Annotated in this window: 21 protein-coding genes; 16 read left to right on the forward strand and 5 right to left on the reverse strand. The window is 67.2% G+C overall.

Annotated features, from left to right (window positions below; translation table 11 throughout):
* Positions 1–77: 77 nt before the first annotated feature.
* From ASG64_RS19940 to ASG64_RS19980, 10 genes are all read left to right on the forward strand, one after another.
* Entirely contained in the window at positions 78–767 is a 690-nt protein-coding gene (locus ASG64_RS19940; RefSeq protein WP_042575274.1) for a cell division protein SepF, read from the forward strand.
* 130 nt (positions 768–897) lie between these two features.
* Complete coding sequence (locus tag ASG64_RS19945; protein WP_042575275.1) at positions 898–1,176, forward strand: YggT family protein; 279 nt, start codon at positions 898–900, stop codon at positions 1,174–1,176.
* Positions 1,177–1,417: 241 nt separating this feature from the next.
* Positions 1,418–2,269, forward strand: coding sequence for a DivIVA-like cell division protein Wag31 (gene wag31 / locus ASG64_RS19950; protein ID WP_042575276.1), 852 nt, complete (start codon positions 1,418–1,420; stop codon positions 2,267–2,269).
* A 37-nt stretch (positions 2,270–2,306) separates the two neighbouring features.
* Entirely contained in the window at positions 2,307–2,465 is a 159-nt protein-coding gene (locus tag ASG64_RS21950; RefSeq protein ID WP_042575277.1) for a hypothetical protein, read from the forward strand.
* 254 nt (positions 2,466–2,719) lie between these two features.
* Positions 2,720–5,857 (forward strand): isoleucine--tRNA ligase, encoded by a 3,138-nt coding sequence (gene ileS, locus ASG64_RS19955; RefSeq protein WP_056076349.1) that lies wholly within the window; start codon positions 2,720–2,722, stop codon positions 5,855–5,857.
* 72 nt (positions 5,858–5,929) lie between these two features.
* Positions 5,930–7,225: a DNA polymerase IV gene (locus tag ASG64_RS19960; protein WP_442971174.1), complete on the forward strand. Its 1,296-nt coding sequence runs from the start codon at positions 5,930–5,932 to the stop codon at positions 7,223–7,225.
* A gap of 13 nt (positions 7,226–7,238) precedes the next feature.
* The gene (locus tag ASG64_RS19965) at positions 7,239–7,802 is read left to right on the forward strand and encodes a TIGR03086 family metal-binding protein (RefSeq protein WP_056075837.1); all 564 of its coding nucleotides are present in this window, start codon (positions 7,239–7,241) and stop codon (positions 7,800–7,802) included.
* Between the two features lie 567 nt (positions 7,803–8,369).
* Positions 8,370–9,017, forward strand: coding sequence for a cutinase family protein (locus tag ASG64_RS19970; RefSeq protein WP_042575289.1), 648 nt, complete (start codon positions 8,370–8,372; stop codon positions 9,015–9,017).
* Between the two features lie 28 nt (positions 9,018–9,045).
* Positions 9,046–9,387 (forward strand): DUF2200 domain-containing protein, encoded by a 342-nt coding sequence (locus ASG64_RS19975; protein WP_056075840.1) that lies wholly within the window; start codon positions 9,046–9,048, stop codon positions 9,385–9,387.
* 77 nt (positions 9,388–9,464) lie between these two features.
* On the forward strand, positions 9,465–10,760 hold the full coding sequence (locus ASG64_RS19980) for a sensor domain-containing phosphodiesterase (protein ID WP_056075843.1): 1,296 nt from the start codon (positions 9,465–9,467) through the stop codon (positions 10,758–10,760).
* A 43-nt stretch (positions 10,761–10,803) separates the two neighbouring features.
* On the opposite strand, the gene ASG64_RS19985 is transcribed toward ASG64_RS19980, so the two are convergent.
* Positions 10,804–11,361, reverse strand: coding sequence for a dihydrofolate reductase family protein (locus ASG64_RS19985; protein ID WP_056075846.1), 558 nt, complete (start codon positions 11,359–11,361; stop codon positions 10,804–10,806).
* Between the two features lie 206 nt (positions 11,362–11,567).
* Between ASG64_RS19985 and ASG64_RS19990 the strand changes: the two genes are divergently transcribed.
* A complete protein-coding gene (locus ASG64_RS19990) occupies positions 11,568–12,074 on the forward strand; it encodes a hypothetical protein (RefSeq protein ID WP_042576447.1) in 507 nt (168 codons plus the stop codon).
* Between the two features lie 76 nt (positions 12,075–12,150).
* On the opposite strand, the gene ASG64_RS21715 is transcribed toward ASG64_RS19990, so the two are convergent.
* Together ASG64_RS21715 and ASG64_RS20000 are read right to left on the reverse strand one after the other, a co-directional pair.
* Positions 12,151–12,906, reverse strand: coding sequence for a sensor domain-containing protein (locus ASG64_RS21715; protein WP_056075849.1), 756 nt, complete (start codon positions 12,904–12,906; stop codon positions 12,151–12,153).
* Positions 12,897–13,835: a DUF6263 family protein gene (locus ASG64_RS20000; RefSeq protein WP_056075853.1), complete on the reverse strand. Its 939-nt coding sequence runs from the start codon at positions 13,833–13,835 to the stop codon at positions 12,897–12,899. The genes ASG64_RS21715 and ASG64_RS20000 overlap by 10 nt, the downstream gene beginning before the upstream one ends.
* 151 nt (positions 13,836–13,986) lie before the next feature.
* Between ASG64_RS20000 and lspA the strand changes: the two genes are divergently transcribed.
* From lspA to ASG64_RS20015, 3 genes are read left to right on the forward strand one after another with little or no spacing between them, the layout of a single operon-like run.
* Positions 13,987–14,508: a signal peptidase II gene (gene lspA / locus ASG64_RS20005; protein WP_156388456.1), complete on the forward strand. Its 522-nt coding sequence runs from the start codon at positions 13,987–13,989 to the stop codon at positions 14,506–14,508.
* Positions 14,505–15,431 carry an RluA family pseudouridine synthase gene (locus ASG64_RS20010; protein WP_056075855.1) on the forward strand — a complete coding sequence of 309 codons (927 nt, stop codon included), beginning with the start codon at positions 14,505–14,507 and terminating at the stop codon, positions 15,429–15,431. Before lspA ends, ASG64_RS20010 begins: the two co-directional genes overlap by 4 nt.
* Positions 15,432–15,433: 2 nt before the next feature.
* Positions 15,434–16,069 carry a hypothetical protein gene (locus ASG64_RS20015; RefSeq protein ID WP_056075857.1) on the forward strand — a complete coding sequence of 212 codons (636 nt, stop codon included), beginning with the start codon at positions 15,434–15,436 and terminating at the stop codon, positions 16,067–16,069.
* A 6-nt stretch (positions 16,070–16,075) separates the two neighbouring features.
* Here the strand turns inward: ASG64_RS20015 and ASG64_RS20020 are convergent, their stop codons facing one another.
* Positions 16,076–16,672 (reverse strand): CHAP domain-containing protein, encoded by a 597-nt coding sequence (locus ASG64_RS20020; RefSeq protein ID WP_056076358.1) that lies wholly within the window; start codon positions 16,670–16,672, stop codon positions 16,076–16,078.
* Positions 16,673–16,755: 83 nt separating this feature from the next.
* On the opposite strand from ASG64_RS20020, the gene ASG64_RS20025 reads away from it, so the two are divergent.
* The gene (locus ASG64_RS20025) at positions 16,756–17,412 is read left to right on the forward strand and encodes a SanA/YdcF family protein (protein ID WP_056075860.1); all 657 of its coding nucleotides are present in this window, start codon (positions 16,756–16,758) and stop codon (positions 17,410–17,412) included.
* Between the two features lie 121 nt (positions 17,413–17,533).
* Positions 17,534–18,028 carry a beta-class carbonic anhydrase gene (locus ASG64_RS20030; protein WP_056076361.1) on the forward strand — a complete coding sequence of 165 codons (495 nt, stop codon included), beginning with the start codon at positions 17,534–17,536 and terminating at the stop codon, positions 18,026–18,028.
* 20 nt (positions 18,029–18,048) lie between these two features.
* Here the strand turns inward: ASG64_RS20030 and ASG64_RS20035 are convergent, their stop codons facing one another.
* Positions 18,049–18,711, reverse strand: coding sequence for a hypothetical protein (locus ASG64_RS20035; protein WP_231568792.1), 663 nt, complete (start codon positions 18,709–18,711; stop codon positions 18,049–18,051).
* Positions 18,712–18,739: the final 28 nt, after the last annotated feature.

Here is an 18,739-nt window from a genome sequence, read left to right on the forward strand (position 1 = left end):
TCGTCACCATTGATCTCGTTCAGTCACATGAGTACCAGTAACGCAGAGCTTCACCGCCACGCCAGGAAGGTCCACCGATGAGCACGTTGCACAAGTTCAAGGCTTACTTCGGCATGGTCCCACTCGACGATTTCGAGGACGACTACCTCGACGACACGGATGCGCCCGTCGCATCCCGGTCGTCGCGTGGCGGATACGGAAAATCGATGGACGACCATGACGACTACGCCGACCGCGAATTCGCCGAGCCGGCCTACGTCGGAGGACGTCGCGACGACGACGATTACGACCGTATGGAGCCGCGTCACAGCGCGCGTGTCTCCCCGATGTCGTCACGGTCGAGTGGCGGACCTCGGTCGGCCGGATCGATGCGTACCTCCACGCGCGGCGCACTCGCCATGGACACCCGGAACGCTCCGGAATCCCGCCACGCAGAACCCCGACATGCAGAGCCCCGCCGGCAGGTGTCGCTCGACGACGGAGGCCCCATGTCGACCATCACCACGCTGCGTCCCCGCGACTACAGCGAGGCACGCACCATCGGTGAGCGGTTCCGTGACGGCACCCCGGTCATCATGGATCTGGTCGAGATGAGCAATGCCGACGCCAAGCGTCTGGTCGACTTCGCGGCAGGCCTCGCTTTCGCCCTCCGTGGTTCGTTCGACAAAGTCGCCACGAAGGTGTTCCTGCTCTCACCCGCGGACGTCGATGTGTCCGCCGAGGAGCGCCGCCGAATCGCCGAGACGGGCTTCTACAACCAGCAGTGACGCCGACCTCCCCGCGGTGAGAGTGTCGTCGGCACCTCCGGGTGCCGCGAGATGGCATTGTGGTGGAGTGCGTGATCAGAGAATGTCGTCGTTGTCGCCGTGTGCCGAGTTCCGCCGGGCGGTGAACTGAGTGTTCGCCGTTCTGTACTTCATCCTGTTCGTCTTCTGGCTGCTGCTCATCGGTCGGATCATCGTCGAATTCATCCGGTCGTTCGCACGTGACTGGCGTCCGACCGGTGTGGTCGTGATCGTCCTGGAGGCGATCTTCACGGTGACCGACCCGCCCGTGAAGCTGCTCCGGCGCATCATTCCGCCGCTCAACCTGGGTGGGGTCCGCCTCGACCTGTCGATCATGGTTCTGCTGTTCATCGTGTTCATTCTGATGCGTGTCGTTCAGGGCGTCGGCTGAGCGCACCGCCCTGGCGCGTTCCGTGGACGGCGGCAGTGCCGCATGTGACAGAATGTTCCTCGAAGGTGCACGATGAGTACCCGTCGCTCTTTGTGCGATATAACTGAATGTCCTGGTTGTCGGCAGCATCGTGACCGCCGCTGCGATCAGGAATCCACTGCCACCTGTTGATCGAACGAATGCTCGCGTACATCGCTTGTCGATGCTCCACCGCTCTCGAGACGCGTGAAGGGACCCTTCCATGCCGCTGACTCCCGCCGATGTGCACAACGTCGCGTTCAGCAAGCCGCCCATCGGTAAGCGCGGATACAACGAGGACGAGGTCGATGCATTCCTCGATCTCGTCGAACAGGAGCTGTCGCGCCTGATCGAGGAGAACGCCGACCTGCGTCAGCGGGTCGGGGAACTCGACCAGGACTTGGCCGAGGCCAAGAGCTCGGCGTCCTCGCGCCAGAACACCCCTGCGCCCGCGCCTGCTCCCACACCTCCGCCCGCGCCCCGCCCGGAGCCCCCGAAGCCCGCCCCCGTGGTGCAGGCTCCGGCGCCCGCACCGGCTCCCGCCGCGCAGTCGGCCGGCGACTCCAACATGCAGGCAGCCAAGATCCTCGGCCTCGCCCAGGAGATGGCCGATCGTCTGACCGGCGACGCGAAGACCGAGTCCGAGCAGCTGCTCGGAAGCGCCCGTGCCAACTCGGACCGTCTGGTGAGCGAGGCTCAGTCTCGCGCGGAGTCGCTCGTGTCCGAGGCTCGTCAGAAGGCCGACGCACTTCTCACGGATGCGCAGACCCGCTCGGAGACGCAGCTTCGCCAGGCCAAGGAGAAGGCCGACGCTCTCGAGAACGACGCCGAGCGCAAGCACACCGAGATCATGGCGACCATCAACCAGCAGCGTTCGGTTCTCGAGGAGCGCATCGAGCGCCTCAAGACCTTCGAGCGCGAGTACCGGGTCCGCCTCAAGTCCTACCTGGAGTCCCAGCTGCAGGAACTCGACCAGCGTTCGTCGGCACTGCCCGTCGACAGTGGTCAGGATCCCTTCGGCAAGGACAACGGACAGTCGTCCAACTTCGGGCAATACGCCAAGGGCAACAACTGATCCTCTCGACTTCCGCCGAGAATGATCGGGTGAGTGCGTGCTTGTTCTGACGCTCGTACTGGCAGGCGTCGGCTTCGCATTGCTCATCACGTCGTTGATCACCGGTTCGGTGATCTGGGCGTGGGCATGTATCGGCGTCTGCCTCATCGGAGCGATCCTGCTGCTGGTCGGTGCCCTCGCGGCCCGACGGCGGTAGACTCGCCCGCAGAGTCACTGCACATCAGCGATGATCCGGCTATCACCGGGGAGTTGTCCGGAAGAACGGCGTGTCCTCCTCGACGAGGAGTGGGCGCTCAGTAGAACCGGACGGGTCGAGCCCGTCACAGCTCGAACGACGAGAGGGTCGCCGCATCGCCGGTGGCCAAGCGGGGTGGTACCGCGGCTCCGACGCACGATGCGTCGGATGTCGTCCCCGTGCCGCATCTTCTCGGGCACAGGAGTATCACCGCCATGACTGATCAACCGTCGAAGCCGGCCGACACGTCGTCGGGTTACCCGATCGTCTCGTACGGTGCGGGATCGAACGGCGTCGACTTCCCCGCCCTCGAGCAACGGGTGCTCGCCGGGTGGGACGCCGACGGAACCTTCCGCGCCAGCGTCGACGCCCGCGCCGACGCCGACGAGTTCGTCTTCTACGACGGGCCCCCGTTCGCCAACGGACTGCCGCACTACGGCCATCTGCTGACGGGATACGTCAAGGATCTGATCCCCCGGTTCCAGACCATGCGGGGCAAAAAGGTCGAGCGACGCTTCGGGTGGGACTGCCACGGACTTCCCGCCGAGCTCGAGGCCGAGAAGCAGCTCGGCATCACCGACAAGAGCCAGATCGACTCGATGGGACTGGCCGAGTTCAACGCGTACTGCAAGCAGTCCGTCCTGCGCTACACCGGTGAGTGGCGCGACTACGTCACGCGCCAGGCGCGGTGGGTCGACTTCGACAACGACTACAAGACGCTGGACCTCGACTTCATGGAGTCGGTCATGTGGGCGTTCAAGGAGCTGCACGACAAGGGCCTGGTCTACCAGGGCTTCCGTGTGCTGCCGTACTCCTGGTACGAGCAGACGCCCCTGTCGAACCAGGAGACGCGCCTCGACGACGCCTACAAGATGCGTCAGGATCCCGCGGTCACCGTGCGGATGACGTTGAGCGCTCCCGGCTCACCGCTGGACGGTGCCGACGCGTTGATCTGGACCACCACCCCGTGGACCGTGCCGTCCAACCTGGCGATGGCGGTACGCCCCGACATCGACTACGTCCAGATCGAGGACGGCGAGGGTGGCCGAGTCGTGCTCGCTCGCGATCGCGTGTCCCACTATGCGCGGGAGTTCGGCGACGAGCCGGTCGTGGTCTCCGAGCACACCGGTGCCGACCTGATCGGCCTCGCCTACACGCCACCGTTCGATTTCTTCCTCGGCCACGAGAACAGCCACCGTGTGCTGTCGGCCGACTACGTGACCACCGACTCCGGCACCGGGATCGTCCACCTCGCACCGGCTTTCGGTGAAGAGGACATGGACGTCGCCACGGCCAACGGCATCGAGGTCGTGCAGCCCCTCGACGCCGGCGGCAAGTTCACCTCGATGGTGCCGCCGTACGAGGGTCTGATGATCTTCGATGCGAACCCGGTGATCATCAAGGATCTCAAGGCGTCGGGAAAGCTTGTGCGGCACGAGACGATCGAGCACTCCTACCCGCACAGCTGGCGCTCCGGTCAGCCGCTGATCTACATGGCGGTGCCCTCGTGGTTCGTCTCCGTGACCAGCTTCCGCGACCGGATGGTCGAGCTGAACCAGGACATCACGTGGGTTCCCGAGCACATCCGCGACGGCCAGTTCGGCAAGTGGCTCGAAGGTGCCCGCGACTGGAACATCAGCCGTAATCGCTACTGGGGCAGCCCCATCCCGGTGTGGGTGTCCGACGATCCCGCCTACCCGCGTACCGACGTGTACGGCAGCCTCGACCAGATCGAGGCCGACTTCGGCGTCCGTCCGACCGATCTGCACCGGCCCTTCATCGACGAGCTGACCCGTCCCAACCCGGACGACCCCACGGGTAAGTCCGTCATGCGCCGGGTCCCCGAGGTGCTGGACTGCTGGTTCGAGTCGGGATCGATGCCCTTCGCCCAGGTGCACTACCCGTTCGAGAACGCCGAGTGGTTCTCCACGCACAACCCGGGCGATTTCATCGTGGAGTACAACGGCCAGACGCGCGGATGGTTCTACACCCTCCACGTCCTGGCAACGGCGCTGTTCGACCGGCCGGCGTTCCGGACCGTGGCCGCACACGGCATCGTGCTGGGTGAGGACGGGCTCAAGATGAGCAAGTCCAAGGGCAACTACCCGGACGTCAACGAGGTGTTCGACCGCGACGGCTCCGACGCCATGCGGTGGTTCCTCATGTCGTCGCCGATCCTGCGCGGCGGCAATCTGATCGTCACCGAGCAGGGCATCCGTGAGGGTGTGCGCCAGGCGCTGCTTCCGATGTGGAACGCGTGGAGCTTCCTGCAGCTGTACGCGTCGAAGCCGGGGACGTGGCGCACCGACTCGACCAACGTGCTCGATCGCTACATCCTGGCGAAGCTGGCCGAGACCACCAGGGTCATCACCGAGGCGTTGGGAGCGGTCGACATCGCCGGGGCGTGCGACGAGTTGCGTCAGTTCTGCGACGCGCTGACCAACTGGTACGTTCGCCGCTCGCGTCAGCGTTTCTGGAACGAGGACGCCGATGCGATCGACACACTGCACACGGTTCTCGAGGTGCTCACCCGTATCGCCGCACCGCTGCTGCCGTTGATGAGCGAGGTCATCTGGCGTGGCCTGACCGGCGGACGCTCCGTGCATCTGGCGGAGTGGCCGGTGGTCGGTACGGAGTTGCCGGCCGATCCCGAGTTGGTGGCATCGATGGACGAGGTCCGCACGGTGTGCGGTGCGGCGCTGTCGCTGCGCAAGGCGAAGAACCTGCGTGTGCGTCTGCCGCTGCAGGAGCTGACCGTCGCTGCCGACGATGCGGAACGTCTGCGGCCCTTCGCCGATCTCATCGCGGACGAGGTGAACGTCAAGCGCGTCGATCTGACGACGGACGTCGACGCTCACGGACGCTTCGAGCTCGTCGTGAACGCCCGCGCGGCCGGGCCGCGCATCGGCAAGCAGGTCCAGGCAGTCATCAAGGCCGTGAAGGCGGGGGAGTGGACCGAGACCGACGGCGTCGTGCAGGCGGCGGGACTCGACCTGCTTCCCACGGAGTACACGCGCAGACTCGTTGCCACGGAACCGGATTCGACGACGGCGCTGCCGGGTAATGCTGGCCTCGTCGTGTTGGACTCGGTGGTGACGGAGGAGCTCGAGGCAGAGGGCTGGGCCAAGGACCGCGTCCGGGAGTTCCAGGACGCCCGCCGGTCCGGTGGCTTCGACGTCTCCGATCGTCTCGTCGTGCGTGTCGAGGTTCCCGCCGAGCGGAGGGCATGGTTCGACACCCACCGCGATCTCATCGCCGGTGAGATCCTGGCGACGGACCTTCAGGTGGGCGACCCGGGAGACGCCGCCGTCGATCTGGGTGACGGAGTGCGAGCATCGTTGGTGAAGGCCTGACGGTGTGACGGGTACCGCGGGGTGACCGGCAGTTCGGCCGATCGCAGCAGACGCTGGGTGCTGCATCTCGACATGGACGCGTTCTTCGCATCCGTCGAGCAGCTCACCCGGCCGACGCTGCGCGGTCGGCCCGTTCTGGTCGGCGGGTCCAGCGGCCGCGGCGTCGTGGCCGGGTGCAGCTACGAGGCTCGGGTGTTCGGCGCTCGGTCCGCGATGCCGATGCACCAGGCGCGCCGGCTGATCGGGTCGAATGCGGTGGTCGTCCCTCCCCGCGGGAAGGTCTATTCCGCGCTGAGCACCGTCGTCTTCGACACGGTGCGCCGCATCGTGCCCGTGATCGAGCAGCTCTCGCTGGACGAGGCCTTCGGGGAGCCCACCGAACTGGTCGGAGCGACTCCGGCCGAGGTCGAGGAGTTCTGCGAGGGACTGCGGGCCGCTGTGCTGGACGCGTCGGGACTGGTGGCGTCGATCGGCGCGGGCGCCGGCAAACAGATCGCGAAGATCGCTTCGGGACTGGCCAAACCCGACGGCATCACGGTGGTGCCGCCGTCGGACCAGGCGACGCTCCTCGAAACTCTCCCGGTCCGGAAGTTGTGGGGCATCGGCCCCGTTGCGGAGGACAAGCTCCGCCGCCTGGGAGTGCTCACTGTCGGAGCATTCGCGGCGCTGCCCGAGGCGGAGGCAGCGTCCGTCCTGGGTTCTGCGGTCGGCCCGAGCCTGCACCGCCTGGCTCGTGGTGTCGACGACCGGCCCGTCGTCGAGCGCGCCGAATCCAAACAGGTGAGCGCCGAGACGACGTTCGCCACCGACATCGTCGACATGAGCGGCTTGCGGTCGGCCATCGTGGCCAGCGCGGAGGCGGCGCACGCTCGGTTGATGAAGGACGGACGGGCTGCGCGGACCGTCGTCCTGAAGCTGCGGAAGTCGGACATGAGCATCGTCACCCGGTCGGCGACTCTTCCCTACGCCACCGTCGATCTGTCGATCATCATCGCGACCGCTCAACGTCAGGCGTTGGATCCGCAGGAGCTGGGCAGTATCCGCCTGGTCGGAGTCGGACTGGCGGGCTTGTCGACGGTCCGGCAGGAGTCGTTGTTCCCCGAGCTCGACCAGGAGAGCGTCGACCTGGGGAGCGCGGTGACGACGTCGCAACCCTCCGCTGCGGTGGTCACCGAGGACGTGCTGCTGTGGAGGCCGGGGCTCGATGTCCGACACGACGAGTACGGGCACGGGTGGGTTCAGGGCGCAGGGCATGATGTCGTGACGGTCAGGTTCGAGACCCGCAGCACCGGCCCCGGTGTGGCGCGGACCTTCGCCGGCGACGATGCACACCTGGCTGTCGCCGATCCCATGGACAGTCTTTCCTGAAGGAGCATCGAACATGGCACTTCCCAGCGATCCGGCCGAGCGTCACCGCGCCGTCGCGGCGGGCTTCACCGCGCGCGTGGAGGGCACCACTGACTGGGATGCACCGGCGCCCGTTCCCGGCTGGCGTGCGCGAGATGTCGTGGGACACCTGGTCGAGTGGTTCCCGGCCTTCCTGTCCAGCGCTACCGGTTTGGAGCTCGAGCGCGGACCGGCGGTCACCGACGATCCCGTCGCGGCGTGGACCGTGCACACCGATGCGGTGCAGAGGGTGCTCGACGGACCCGACGCGGCAACTCCGTTCGAGCACCCCATGGTCGGGACGATGCCGTTGCCGGTCGCGGTGAGCCAGTTCTACGTCTCGGACATCTTCATGCACACCTGGGACCTCGCCCGAGCGACCGGTCAGGACGAGCATCTCGACGAGGACACCTGCGCCGAGATGCTCGCGGGCATGGAACCGATCGACGACCTTCTCCGCTCGTCCGGGCAGTACGGCCCGCGCGTCGCGGTTCCCGACGACGCCGACGTCCAGACTCGTCTGCTGGGCTTCATCGGTCGGGATCCGTTGCATCGCTGACGTGGCGGGTGCTGGAGAAGGTGTGCGCACCCGTTGTGGTGAGCGCGCACCTGTTGCTGCCGGCTGTAGGGGGTGTGCGGTTCATGGAGGGGGTGTGTGCACGGGCTGTGGCCGAGCGCTGGACTGCCACCGTGCGCTGGAGGGGGTGTGCGCACCCGTTGTGGTGAGCGCGCACCCGTTGCTGCCGGCTGTAGGGGGTGTGCGGTTCACGCTGGGGGTGTGTGCACGGGCTGTGGCTGTGCGCCGGACTGCTGGGGCCGCCGAACTGCTGCGGGTGCCGGGGTGCCGGACTGCTGAGCGCCGCCCGCCGTGGGCTGGAGGGGGTGTGCACACCCGTTGTGGTGAGCGCGCACCTGTTGCTGCCGACTGTAGGGGGTGTGCGGTTCACACAGGGGGTGTGCGCACCGGCCGTGACCCGTGCGCCACCTTATTCACCGCACACCAACAATGTCACGCGTGCACATTCTTGCATTGTTGCCATGACATTCTTTCCGTCGAAAGGCTGTGCCGGTACCGGCAAGTTGGTTACTGTGACCGTCGACCATGACAGTCGAGGGAATGAGTGACATGAGAATTCGTCTTTTCGCCCAATTCTGCGCAACGGCAGCGGTAGTCGCATCGGCACTGGTAATTCCGGGTGCAGTCGCAACGGCAGCGCCCTGTTCGGATATCGACGTGTCTTTCGCACGCGGTACGGGTGAAATACCCGGATTCGGCATTACCGGCGGGCCGTTCGTCAGCAGTCTGACGGCGCAGGCGGGAGGTCGATCGGTCAGTACGTATGCGGTGAATTACGCGGCGGATTTCACGCAGGCCAGTGCCGGTCCCGGTTCGCGGGACCTCGTCGCCCACGTCACGTCCGTTGCAGCATCGTGCCCCGGCACGAAGTTCGTGATCGGTGGCTACTCGCAGGGCGCCACGGTCGTGTCCAATGCCGTCGGGCTCAGAACCCCCAGCAGCGTTACCGGCGCGGTGCTTCCTGCTGCCGTCGCCGATCGAGTCCGCGCCGTCGTCGTCTTCGGCAATCCGCTGGGGCTGACCGGTCAGCGCATCGAGACGGCCAGCAGCACCTACGGTCCGAAGGCGCGGAGTTTCTGCAACTTCGGTGACCCGGTCTGCCAGATCGGTGGCTTCAACACTTTCGCGCACCTCACCTACGGGTCGAACGGCAGCGCTGCGCAGGGTGCGACCTTCGCGGTCTCGAAGCTCCAGTAAGCGGCCGATCAGCCATAGGATCGTCGGCATGCACCGCATCTTCGGCACCGCAGTCGCGTCCGTGTATCCGCACTACGTCGCGAAGGTGGAGCGAAAAGGTCGCACGAAAGAGGAGCTGGACGAGGTGATCCGGTGGCTCACCGGCTTCGACGACTCCGAGCTCGCGCACCATCTGGCATCCGAGACGACGTTTGCCGACTTCTTCGATGCGGCACCGATGAACGAGCATGCCGCGCTCGTCACCGGATCGGTGTGCGGTGTGCGCGTCGAGGAGGTCGAGGACCCGCTGATGCAGAACATCCGCCGACTCGACAAGCTTGTCGACGAGCTGGCGAAAGGTCGTCCGATGGTCAAGGTTCTGCGAGCGTGAACCGGCCCGTCCGGCCGTGACGTGTCACTATGGTGGGACCGCTCGCGCCTCCGTCGCGTTCCAGGCAGGGGTCACAGATGAGTGTCGACGATGACGAGTCCACCGGCTCGACATCTCTGGTGACGGAATCGGTCCTGGCGAACATCGGCTCGGTTCGCGCGAGCTATCAGCCGGTCGTCGAACTGGGTACCTGCCAGGTGATCGGATACGAGGCGCTCGCGCGGTGGCCCGCGTACCCCGACGCCGACGTGACGGACGTGTTCGGCACGGCATCGACGCGCGGACTTCTCGGTGCTCTCGACTGGGTGTGCCGCCTAGCGGCAATCGAAGGTGCTGTCGACGCGGGCCTGCGTGCTCCCTATCGCTTGTTCGTCAACATCGAACCGACGTCCGGGGTGAGTACCGAGCACTCCGTCCGCGAGCGACTCCGGGACATCCGCCGCCGCGCGGTCGAGGGGTTCGTCGTGGTCGCCGAATTGACCGAGCGGTCCTTGCTGGCAGATCCGGCGACCCTGCTCTCGGTGGTCGCGGATGCCCGTCGTCTCGGATGCGAGATCGCGTTGGACGACGTCGGCGCCGACCCCGGATCGTTGGCGATGCTCGAGTTCGTGGCACCGGACATCATCAAACTCGACCGTGCACTGGTCCAGAACACCTTGACGGCTGCCGACGGACGGACGGTCGCGGCAGTGTCCGCCTACATCGAGGCGACGGGAGCGACACTCCTCGCGGAAGGCATCGAGACGCCTGCTCACCTCACGCGGGCTCGCGCGCTCGGCGCCACTCTGGGTCAGGGTTGGATGTTCGGCCGACCCGCGTCGCTCGCGGCAGAGCACCACTCTGCCGAGCTGTCCTGGTCACCGGCCCCGCGGTCACCCCGCGAGATGACGAGCGACGACATCCCGGCGGTACCGTCCGATCTGTTCGAGCATCGTGCGCCGTCGATCGGGGACAAGGCGCTGTTGTTGACGATGGCACGGGGAATCGAGGACTTCGCTCGCGCCGCGGGTGAGCAACTGACCGTGCAGTCGGCCTTCCAGCGGTCGCGGTGGTTCGCGCCGAATGTGGTCGAGAGGTACGCCGCGCTGGCGGCGAAACACCCCTTCGTCGCTGCTGTCGGAGCGGGATTGAGTCCCGAGCCTGCCCCCGGCGTGCGGGGAGCCGGACTGGACCCGTCCGAGCGCTTCGCCCGTGAGTGGACCGTCACGGCGGTCGGCGCGCACTACTTCGCAGCACTGATCGCTCGAGACATCGGCGACACCGACAGGCCGGATGCCGACCGCAGGTTCGAGTTCATCCTCACGCATGATCGTCATCTCGTCGTCGCCGCCGCACGGTCGCTGATGGCACGCGTACTGCCGTTGTCACACTGAGCGCCACCGTGATCGGCAGGCACGTCCCGAGCCGACGGACGCATCACCGCGTGACCGTGTACCTCGTGTAGGCCCACCCGGACGGCTGGTAGGACCGGTGCTCGACGAGGGTCAGGTCGAGTCGAGTGCCCATCGGGTAGAACGGCCTTCCGCCGCCGAGGACGACCGGCAAAATCCACGGGTTCACCTCGTCGATCAGGTCGACCACCGACGCCGCGAGTTCTGCGCCGCCGACGCTCAGAATCCCGTCGAGGTCCCGCTTCAGCCGTGTGATTTCGTCGACGGTGTCGGCCCGGCGCACCAGTCGGCACCCTTCGGGGACGGACTCGAGCGAGTCGGAGAAGACGATGCGGGGTGTCTCGGCGTAGATCTCGGCGAACTCGGCCTCCACCGGGTCACCGTCGGCGCGCTCCGGCGATGTCCAGAATTCCTCCATGACGTCGTAGAGCCGCCGCCCGAAGAGGAAGGCGGCCGTGTCGCGGGCCTGCTGGTTGGCCAACGTATGCATCTCCTCGTCCGGAGTCCCGAAACCGATGCTGCCGGCGGAATCCTCGATGTATCCATCGAGCGAGATGTGCATGCCGTACGTCAGTATTGCCATGAATCCTCCCGGGGTGCATGTGCGACCTGTGGGTGTCGACCCTCGGCAGCGCGGGAACTCATCGAGACCACGCCAGTTCTTCTGGACATCTACCGAAGGAATCCGAGCTTTATCGTTTCCTCAGAACCGGTCGGTAAGGTCTGGCCCGACGCTCGATACACCGACACTGGGAAACCAGTAACTCACGAGATGAAGAGGATGTACACGTGAAGCTTCCCCGTACCGGACGTGCACTGGTGGCAGGCATGGCAGTCGCCGCGGCCCTGACGATGACGGCCTGCAGCTCCAGCGAGGAGACCCCGGAGACGACCACGACGGCCGCTTCCTCGTCCAGCGCGATGTCCGAAGCCCCGACCGATCTCCCCCCGGTTCCGACCGCCGAGGAGCTCAACACTCGCCTGCAGCAGAGCCTCGATCCCGCCGTGCCGCTCGACCAGAAGGTCGCCTACGTCCAGGGCGCCGAGCTCGATCCCGAGCTGATCAACAAGGTCGCCGAGGCCGCTCGCGTCAACAATGCGCAGATCCAGGTTCTCGACGTCACCGATCTCGGCGACGGCACCCTGAGCTCGAACGCCACCATCGACCTCGGTGGCCAGGTCAACCCGCTCCAGGTCACCTACGTGGCCGAGGACGGTCAGTGGAAGCTGTCGAAGGACAACGCCTGCGCGATCGTGTCGCTGGCTCAGCTCACCTCTCCGGCCTGCACCGCCTGAGTCACGTCTCCATCGCCGACGCCGGCATCACCCTCTCGGGTGGTGTCGGCGTTCTGCTGTCGTGACCGGCTCGCCGTCAGCGCAGGCGGTCCGCCGAGGTCCGTGCAAGCTGCCTGACCAGGTCCGCGTTCACCGGCTCCGTCCCCGTTGCCACCAGCTGACTGACGGTCGACCCCACGAGGGTCAGCACCGCGTCGGTGGTCAGGGACACGCCGTCGCTGGTCACCGCGAGTCGCACGGCCACGGATGCGTCGCCGATCGTGGGCGCGTCGGTCAACAGAGTGGACGCCCCGACGCGGTAGTCGACTCGCACGCCGTCGGCATCGGTGCCGGAGAAGGTCGCGCAACGAGTCAGGGATTCCTGCACCGTCCGGAAGGCTGTCAGCGCTCCGGGCCCGTCGTAGCTGGCGGTGTCCTGGTCGATGGAGGAGAAGTCCGGCCCGCCGTAGGTGACGGAGGCGGAGCTGATGCCGCCGGGAAGCTGGGTGGCGACAGGGGCGAGCACGGCAGCGCACTCGGCCGGGTCGGTGCTCGATCGGTCCTCCGCGGACGCGCCGGGCGACGAGGGGTCCAGCGGCGGCAGGTCGTACCCGGTGTAGCCGGGCGGCAGGTCGGCGATGCTGATCATCCTGCCCGCCAGCAGAGCGTTGTCGGTGATCGGTCCGCTCCCGGTCGTGGCCGCCGGGGTCTCCACGGGGACGAACGCGGACAGTTCCACGGTCGGTGCCTCGGGGGCGGACTCGGAGGACGTGTCCGTCTCCGCCGGACCGCTGCAGGCGGTCAGTGTGATCACGGCGATGGCCGCTGCCGCGACCCGAGCGCTCAACTCCATGTCACCGTGTTCCCGGTGGTCTGCTTCAGCGTCGTCTGACTGTTCGCGTCGCGGTAGATCTGATCACCACCGACGGTGACGGTCCCTCCCAGCGGGAGCGGCTTGGACGGGTCGATCCGCAGTTCACCCTGACCGGTCATCACGAACGACTCGATGTTCAAAGTTCCCTGGTTGTCGGGCAACTGCCACACCGGGTCCTCGGGCGATTGCTCGACAGCGACGTCGACGGTGGCGACTCCGTTGTCCAGAGCTTTCAGGGTGACGGTCGTCGTCTGCTTCAGCGAGATCCCACTGACCACTTCCTGGGTCACCGTCCACGACGCCCCGACCCCGACCGGCTCGGCCGGGAAGGGAACAGCACGGTAGACCGCCTGCGAGAGTGCCTGTTCCACGGCCGAGCGGGCGATGTCGCGTGCGTCGGGAGACGGGTCGATGGTCAGTGCGGTGACCGCGCCGGACGCCGTGGTGGTCAGGCGAGCCGACGACCCCTCGGTGGGCGACAGGCTCGCCTGCAGAGTGGCGTCGGGAGTGGTGGCCGCACCCAACGTCATCGCGATGTCCAGGGTGTCCGCGCCCTCGGTCTCGGACGACGTCGCCGTCATCGGCATCGTGAGCGCGGGGGTCGAGAAGTCCTGCGGCGCGGCCGCATCGATCTGCTGGACGATCGTCGACTCCGTCGTCAGGGTCGCGGACTGCTGGTCCTGCGACGGCGCCGATGCGATGACGGCCCGAGGCTCGGCTCCCGGGTCGACGAGGGTGGTGGTCACGTCGGAGACGGGCAACGTCACGGCCGTGGTGCTGGGCGTCAGTTCCTCTGTCGCGGGGGTGTCCGAATCGGTCCCGCACGCAGCGACAGCGAGGACGACGGACAGTGCCGCTGCGGCGACGAGGGCACGGCACGGACCGGGGCGCGTGGAGAGGGGTGTCACACGCCCGAGGTTAGCGGTGCAACCTGAGCGCTCGGTGAGCAGTATTCGGGCACGGACGGGAAACGGCGGATCCGATGTAGTGGAGAATGGACCGGTGACCGACGTGGAACCGCCCGATGTTGAACCTCGCAGCCGTCCCGCTGCCCGACGCATGCGACGGCTCGTCACTGTCGCTGCCGTCGTGCTCGCGCTCGACCTCGCCACCAAGATCGCCGCGGTCGCTCTGATCGCGCCGGGCGAGCGCGTCGGCATCGTCGGCGACACCGTCACTCTCCGGTTGGTTCGCAACGCGGGCGCTGCCTTCTCGATGGCGACGGGCATGACCTGGTTGTTGACGCTGGTGGCCGTGGCTGTCGTCATCGGTGTCGTCCGTATCGGCCGGACACTGCGATCCGGATGGTGGGCGTTGGGACTCGGTCTGGTGCTCGGCGGTGCGTTGGGCAATCTGATCGACCGCTTCTTCCGCGCCCCGGGCCCGCTGCAAGGGCACGTGGTGGACTTCGTGTCCATCGGATGGTGGCCGGTGTTCAACGTCGCCGACTCGTCCATCGTCTGCGGGGCGATCCTGCTGGTGGCAATCACGGTGTTCGGTATCGAACCCGACGGACGACGCCGGTCCGATGCCACCGACGACAGTTCCGACGACGCTGTGAACGTGGAGAAGAACGCGTGAGGGAGTCGCGGTCGATGCCCGTTCCGGACGGGCTGGACGGCATGCGTGTCGACGCCGGCCTCGCGCGCCTGCTCGGTGTGTCTCGGACGGTCGCGGCGACACTCGCCGAGGAGGGCTCCGTGCAGGTGGACGGCGCCGACGTCTCGAAGTCCGACCGGCTGGGTGGTGGAACGTGGCTCGAGGTCCAGCTTCCCGAGCCGGCGCGTCCGTTGACCATCGAGGCGCAACCGGTACCCGGGATGCAGATTCTGTACTCCGACGACGACATCGTCGTCGTCGACAAGCCCGTCGGTGTCGCGGCGCACGCCAGTGTGGGATGGACCGGTCCCACGGTCATCGGTGGTCTCGCGGCGGCCGGCTTCCGCATCTCGACGTCGGGCGTGCACGAACGTCAAGGCATCGTCCATCGGCTCGACGTCGGAACGTCCGGTGTCATGGTGGTGGCCACGTCGGAGCGGGCCTACACGCTGCTGAAACGGGCGTTCAAGGAACGCACCATCGACAAGCGGTATCACGCACTGGTGCAGGGCCATCCCGACCCGAGCAGCGGAACCATCGATGCCCCCATCGGGCGTCACCGCAGCAACGACTGGAAGTTCGCGGTGACGGCGGACGGTAAGGCCAGCATCACGCACTACGACACGGTCGAGGCCTTCCAAGCGGCGAGCCTTCTGGACGTCCACTTGGAAACCGGTCGCACGCACCAGATCCGGGTCCATTTCTCGGCGCTCCGGCATCCGTGCTGCGGCGATCTCACGTACGGCGCGGACCCACGTCTGGCCGAGAGGCTGGGCCTCGAGCGGCAGTGGTTGCACGCGAGGGCACTGGGATTCACGCATCCGGGCGACGGCCGCTACGTCGAATTCTCCAGCCCGTATCCGGCGGATCTGCAGCATGCACTGGACGTGCTGAGGGCGACCTGACCGTGGTGCATCGGGCCGCGCCGGTGGCGGCCGTCGTCGTGCTGGCCGTGCTCGTCCTGGTGCTGGGCGTCGTGAATCCGGTGCGGATGTCCTCTGTTCGCACCGATGCGCTGGGTCCCGACAACGACGAGACCGCCGAGCAGTATCTCGACCGAGTGGGCGCACCCGTCCCCGGCGACGACCCGCAGTGGGCTCTGGTGTCGTTCTCGCGGGAACTCACCGCGGACGAGGTCCCGTCCGTCGTGGACGGCACCCGAGTCTCCGTGGTGTACGTCCATGTCGTCGTCGATCGGGTCCAGACCCCGCTCGTCGAGGTACCGGTCCCGGACACCCGACAGGTCGTGATCCGGTCGGTGCGCGAGGCCGCGCGTCTGGTCCCGCCCGGTCGCAGCGAGCGAGGGAGAGCGGTGCAGACCCTGGTCCGGAACCGGCTTCTCGCGGACTGTGCGTGCGTCGCGGGAGTTCTGGTCCGGTCGACCGGGAACCGGTTGGTTGCTCTGGCGGGCAGCGCGGATATCCGTGCGGTGGAAGCACTTCCGACGGACGCAGTGTTCGGACGTTTCGCCGTCGCGCCGCTGTACCCCGAACGTGTCGGCGACGCCGTCCAGCCCGACGACGGGCCGCTCCCGCCCGCGTGAGGTGAGTCAGGGTTCGAGTCGACCGAAGCCCAGGACGGCCGAGTCGTCGTCCACGGCGAGATCGTGCACCCGGATCCCGCCCATCTCGTTACCGCCGACGGTGGTCACGGAATCGCCGTCCACCGCCACCACGATGTTGGTGTGCTGACCCACCAGGACGTTTCCCAGCGGACCGCCCGATTCGTAGAGCACCACATCGCCGACGGCCGGCCGATAGTCGCCGACCGGTTCGAAGCGGCCCTGCTCCTGGTAGTACTCGGTCAGCGTGTAGACACCGGGGATCCGCCAGCTGCCGGAGTTCGGATTCTCCAGCGGCATGCCGCTCTCACGCATGACCCAGCTGACGAAATCGGCGCACCACGCCTCCTCGACACCCTCGGCGTAGAACGTTCCCGGACGGGGCTCGTCGTGCTCCTGTCCCGCAACGGACAGGACGCGTTGCTGCGCCGGCGTCAGATTCGAGCTCGCCGCGGGGAAATCGGCTGTGTCCCAGGGGAAGTAACGCTCCGGCGCCGACCACACCACGGCGCCGCCGACGATGATGCCGACTGCGGCGACGCCGACGGCACTGCGGCGGACCCGTGTTCGTGTGGTCGTCGTCATGGCCTCGACGCTACCGACGCGCACGGCGATGCGGGCGCCGCCGGGTGGATCTTCACCGAACCCTCACATGGTGAACTGGACGCATGACTCCCATAGGTCGCCGACACGTCGCGGTCGCGGTGTCGGTGGCAGCCGTCGCCGTCGCTGCGGTCGTCGCCGGGTCGGCATCGTGGGTGGCTCTCGCCTCGCACGGCCGTGTGCACGACGCGGCAGATGCGCCGACCGCCCCTGTCGCGATCGTCCTCGGGGCGCGCGTACAGAACGGTGAGCCGTCGGCGTTCCTGCGCGGGCGACTGGACGCGGCACTCCGGTTGATGGAGGACGGGACGGTCCGTGCTCTGCTGCTCTCCGGCAATGCGAACGGCGCGTCGGGGGACGAGATCGCCGTCATGACCGACTACCTCGTCGATCGGGGTGTCGACCCGTCCAGGATCGTCGTGGACGGCGTAGGTCTGACCACGTACGACACGTGCCTGCGTGCCGTGGCCACCTATGGAATCGGACGAGCGATCGTCGTCAGTCAGGGGACCCACGTGTCCAGAGCGGTAGCGCTGTGTCGCGCGGTCGGACTCGACGCCGACGGTGTGATCGCCGCGTGCGACTGTTCACGCCGCGCGTTGCTGCGGCAGTCGGTGCGCGAGATGCTGGCCCGGCCCAAGGCGGTGCTCGATGTCCTGCGCGGCAGACCTCCAGCAGTCTCGACGCCGGCGACGGACCAGGTGCAGCGAGCGGCGCGCTGAGCACGCTCGGAATCACCTCGAGTCGAACCCTGTCGGGCCGGTCGGCGCCGGGGGAGTGTGAGCGAGAGCATTCATGCACGAGTGCTCATGTCGCCATGTGAACCGACCTCAGGAGTCCGACGTGTCCGTCACCGATCAGTACCTCGCGAACAACAAGGACTACGCAGCCTCGTTCTCGGGACCGCTTCCGCTTCCGCCGAGCAAGGGCGTCGCCGTCGTCGCGTGCATGGACGCGCGGCTCGACGTCTACCGCATCCTGGGGCTGAACGACGGTGAAGCGCATGTGATCCGCAATGCCGGCGGAGTGGTGACGGACGACGAGATCCGCTCGCTCGCCATCAGCCAGCGGCTGCTCGGCACCACCGAGATCATCCTGATCCATCACACCGACTGCGGCATGCTCACCTTCTCCGACGACGACTTCAAGGCCGGCATCGCGGACGAGGTCGGTGTCAAGCCGACATGGGCAGCCGAGGCGTTCGGAGATCTGGACACCGACGTGCGTCAGCAGCTGAAGCGAATCGAGCTGAGCCCGTTCGTCACGAAGACCACGTCACTGCGCGGGTTCGTCTTCGACGTCGCCAGTGGAGAACTGCGCGAGGTCACCGCAGCCTGATCTCGGCCGGTGAAACGGGGTCAGTTCGCGCTGCCCCGTCGCGCCTTCTCGAGAGCGGCGAGAGTCGACATGACGGTCGCGCGCTGGCGCTGCAGGTCGCTCAGCCGCGCTCGCGCGGGAAGCCCGGTAGAGGACTCCGCGTCGGTGATTCCCACGTCGATCGCCGAGAGCTGCTCGAGCAGTCCCGCGACGCGGTCGGCCAGGACGGAGACGTCGACATCCGTGACGACGCCCGACGGGGCCGGCTTCGTCGCAGCGGTGGTCGACCGGGCCGGAGCCGAGCGGACCGACGCCGATGCTCCGGCGCGCGCCGAGGCCTTCCGTACGTCGGCTGCACCCGGTCGCTTGGGCAGGCGCACGCGGTCGAGTGCGGCACGGGAGGCGCGAGCCGCGGTGCGGTGCTCGAGTTCCTCGTCGTCGTCGGACGTGACAGCGCCGCCCAGGGGACGCAGTCCGTACATCCCGATGAACCGTCGTGCAGCGTCGATCGTGTTCTCGTGCTCGCGGCATTCCGCGCACCGCGGCTCGTCCCGGAACGTCTCGATATCGGTACGGCTGCCGCACCAGACGCAGCCGCCGGGGCTCCACCGGCGGGTGGTCGGGGGCACGTCGGCGGTGCTGTCGACGGGCGTGGAGGTCATCGTGGAGGAAGTGCTGGAGCCGAGGGTTCGATCGTCGATCACGTCGAATCAGCGTAGTGCACGGATGCGG

It is taken from the genome of Rhodococcus sp. Leaf247, from assembly GCF_001426185.1.
Lineage (GTDB): Bacteria > Actinomycetota > Actinomycetes > Mycobacteriales > Mycobacteriaceae > Rhodococcoides.

Bases quoted from the DNA above. Each gene is read 5' to 3' on its own strand.
- ASG64_RS19940 (WP_042575274.1), top strand. From the start codon at position 78: ATGAGCACGTTGCACAAGTTCAAGGCTTACTTCGGCATGGTCCCACTC.
- wag31 (WP_042575276.1), top strand. From the start codon at position 1,418: ATGCCGCTGACTCCCGCCGATGTGCACAACGTCGCGTTCAGCAAGCCG.
- ileS (WP_056076349.1), top strand. From the start codon at position 2,720: ATGACTGATCAACCGTCGAAGCCGGCCGACACGTCGTCGGGTTACCCG.
- ASG64_RS19960 (WP_442971174.1), top strand. From the start codon at position 5,930: ATGGACGCGTTCTTCGCATCCGTCGAGCAGCTCACCCGGCCGACGCTG.
- ASG64_RS19965 (WP_056075837.1), top strand. From the start codon at position 7,239: ATGGCACTTCCCAGCGATCCGGCCGAGCGTCACCGCGCCGTCGCGGCG.
- ASG64_RS19970 (WP_042575289.1), top strand. From the start codon at position 8,370: ATGAGAATTCGTCTTTTCGCCCAATTCTGCGCAACGGCAGCGGTAGTC.
- ASG64_RS19975 (WP_056075840.1), top strand. From the start codon at position 9,046: ATGCACCGCATCTTCGGCACCGCAGTCGCGTCCGTGTATCCGCACTAC.
- ASG64_RS19980 (WP_056075843.1), top strand. From the start codon at position 9,465: ATGAGTGTCGACGATGACGAGTCCACCGGCTCGACATCTCTGGTGACG.
- ASG64_RS19985 (WP_056075846.1), bottom strand. From the start codon at position 11,361: ATGGCAATACTGACGTACGGCATGCACATCTCGCTCGATGGATACATC.
- ASG64_RS21715 (WP_056075849.1), bottom strand. From the start codon at position 12,906: ATGGAGTTGAGCGCTCGGGTCGCGGCAGCGGCCATCGCCGTGATCACA.
- lspA (WP_156388456.1), top strand. From the start codon at position 13,987: ATGCGACGGCTCGTCACTGTCGCTGCCGTCGTGCTCGCGCTCGACCTC.
- ASG64_RS20020 (WP_056076358.1), bottom strand. From the start codon at position 16,672: ATGACGACGACCACACGAACACGGGTCCGCCGCAGTGCCGTCGGCGTC.
- ASG64_RS20025 (WP_056075860.1), top strand. From the start codon at position 16,756: ATGACTCCCATAGGTCGCCGACACGTCGCGGTCGCGGTGTCGGTGGCA.